We start from the raw sequence: 2,346 nt of genomic DNA, 5'->3' as shown, positions 1-2,346 counted from the left end.
GAGGGGATGACCGCGGCCATACCCGTCTTCCTCTACCACGCCGTGATGGACGACCCGCCGGACTGGATCGCCGAGTTCACCGTCACGCCCAAGGAGTTCGCGGCCCATCTCGACGCCGTCGTGGACAGCGGCCGCACCCCCGTCACCATCAGCGCCCTCGCCGAGCACCTCGCCGGGCGGGCCCCCCTGCCGCCCCGGCCGGTGCTCCTGACCTTCGACGACGGCTTCGCCGACCTGCCCGGCCCCACCGCCGACGCCCTGGCCGGGCGCGCGCTGCCCGCGACCGCGTACCTCACCACCGGCGCCATCGCCCCGGGCGGCCACAGCCTGCTGCCGCCCGCCCCGATGATGACCCTGGACCGGGCGGTGGAGCTGGAACGTTCCGGCATGGAGATCGGCAGCCACACGGTCACCCACGCCCAGCTCGACACCCTGACCACCCGGCAGCTGCGCGCCGAACTGCTGGACTCCAAGGCCGTGCTGGAGGACGCCCTCGGCCATCCCGTCCCCCACCTCGCCTATCCGCACGGCTACAACAGCCCCCGGGTGCGCGCCATGGCCGCCCGCGCCGGCTACCGGACGGCGACCGCCGTGCGGCACGCGCTCAGTTCGGAGCTGGACGAGCGCTACCGCATCGCCCGTCTGATCGTCCGGCGCGGCCACACCGTCGCCGATGTCGAGGCCTGGCTGGCGGGCGACGGCGCGCGGATCGCCCCGTACCGGGACGGCCCCAAGACCGTCGGCTGGCGGTGGTACCGCCGGGCCCGCACCGTCCTGCGCGGCCGGCCCGCGTTCGCCGGCTGAGGAGGGACGGGCGGACGTGGCCACGGGACGGGCCGGGCGGGAGGTACCGGACAGCTTTCGCTTCGCAGGCGGGTCCGACGTTTTTGGTGTGAAAAGCAGAGGTAATTCCTATACTCGTCGCGGGGGAGGGGAGTTCCGGCGTGCAACAACATGTGCCCGTACCGACCACTGAGAGCAGCGCGCTGCCCAGCCTCGAGCCGGCCGCCGCTCCGACGGAGCCGGGAGGGAACTCCGGTGGCGGCCGCAGATCCTGGCCGGTCCCGAGCGGTCCGCCCGACGCCGGGCTGCTGACACTGCTGCTCGCCGCCGGACTGTGGTTCTACGCGCTGCCCCGCATCGGCTTCCGGGAGATGGGCGACTACGGCCTGCTGGACCGCCTCCCGGTCGCCTACCACCTGTCGTTGCTGGTCCTCACCGCCGGTTTCGTCCTCAGCCTGCGGCGCGCGGGCACCGCGCCCTGGTGGCCGGCCGCGCACTGCGCCGCGCTGCTGTTCGCGCTCAAGGCGCCACCGGCGATGCTGTACGACGCCGTGCGCTACCCGTGGGCCTCCAAGCACGACGCCGTCGTCGACACGCTGCTCGCCAACGGTGAACTGCGGCCCGGCGCGGCCCTGTCGGGCAACATGTCCGCGTACGACCAGTGGCCGGGCTTCTTCACGCTCGACGCCGGGCTGGTGCGCGCCTTCGGCGTGGAGAGCGCCGCCTCGTACGCCAACTGGGCGCCGATCGTCCTCGGCCTGCTGACGATGCCGGTGCTCGTCCTGATCTACCGCACCTTCTGCCAGGACTGGCGGCTGGTGTGGACCGCCGTGTGGATCTTCCAGCTCGCCAACTGGGTGGGCCAGGACTACTTCGCCCCGCAAGGGCTCGCGTACCTGCTGCACCTGGCGGTCATCGCGGTGGTGCTGCGGCACTTCGTGCGCCCCGGCTCCGCCGGGCGGCTGCGCGACCGCACCTTCCTCGACCCGGCCGCCGCGGGCGTACCGGCGCCCACGGGCACCCGGCAGCGCGCGGTCTGCGTGGTGATCCTCGCCCCGCTGATCGCCGCGATCAACGCCACGCACCAGCTCACCCCGGTGATGCTCTGCATCTGCCTGTTCGCGCTCACCCTCACGCGCCGCCACCGCAACCACGGCCTGCTGGCCGTCGCCGTGCTGCTGATGCTCACCTGGGACCTGACCATGGGGCGGCCGCTGTTCGTCGAGACGCTGTCCACCCTCAAGGAGTCGATCGGCGAACTGACGCAGAACTCCCGCGCGGGGTACGCGGGCGAGCTGACCGGGCCCGGCCCCGAACTCGCCGGGACCGCCAACGTGCTGATGGTGCTCGCGGTCGCCGCGCTCGCCGGAGCCGCCCTCGTGCTGCGGCGCCGGCTGGTCCGCAGCGCGCTGCCGCTGCTGCTGGTCTCCGCCGCCCCGGTTCCGCTCTTCGCCGTCAACGACTACGGCGGCGAGATGCTGTTCCGCGTCTACCTCTTCGGCCTGCCGGGCGCCGCGTTCTTCGCCGCCGCCGCACTCGTGCCCGCCGCGGGCGCCCGCGGCG

At 73.6% G+C, this 2,346-nt stretch carries 2 protein-coding genes; both read left to right on the top strand.

Annotation, left to right across the window (positions count from 1 at the left end; translation table 11 throughout):
* Nucleotides 1-6 precede the first annotated feature (6 nt).
* Complete coding sequence (locus B7767_RS25545; protein ID WP_085574252.1) at nucleotides 7-804, top strand: polysaccharide deacetylase family protein; 798 nt, start codon at nucleotides 7-9, stop codon at nucleotides 802-804.
* A gap of 140 nt (nucleotides 805-944) precedes the next feature.
* The coding region (locus tag B7767_RS25540; RefSeq protein WP_256923566.1) for a hypothetical protein at nucleotides 945-2,346 on the top strand (1,402 nt) is incomplete at its 3' end.

The sequence above is a fragment of the Streptomyces sp. 13-12-16 genome, from assembly GCF_002114215.1.
Classification (GTDB): Bacteria; Actinomycetota; Actinomycetes; order Streptomycetales; family Streptomycetaceae; genus Streptomyces.
Note: the sequence above shows the minus strand (reverse complement) of the source record. Positions and strands in the feature narration are given on the sequence as shown.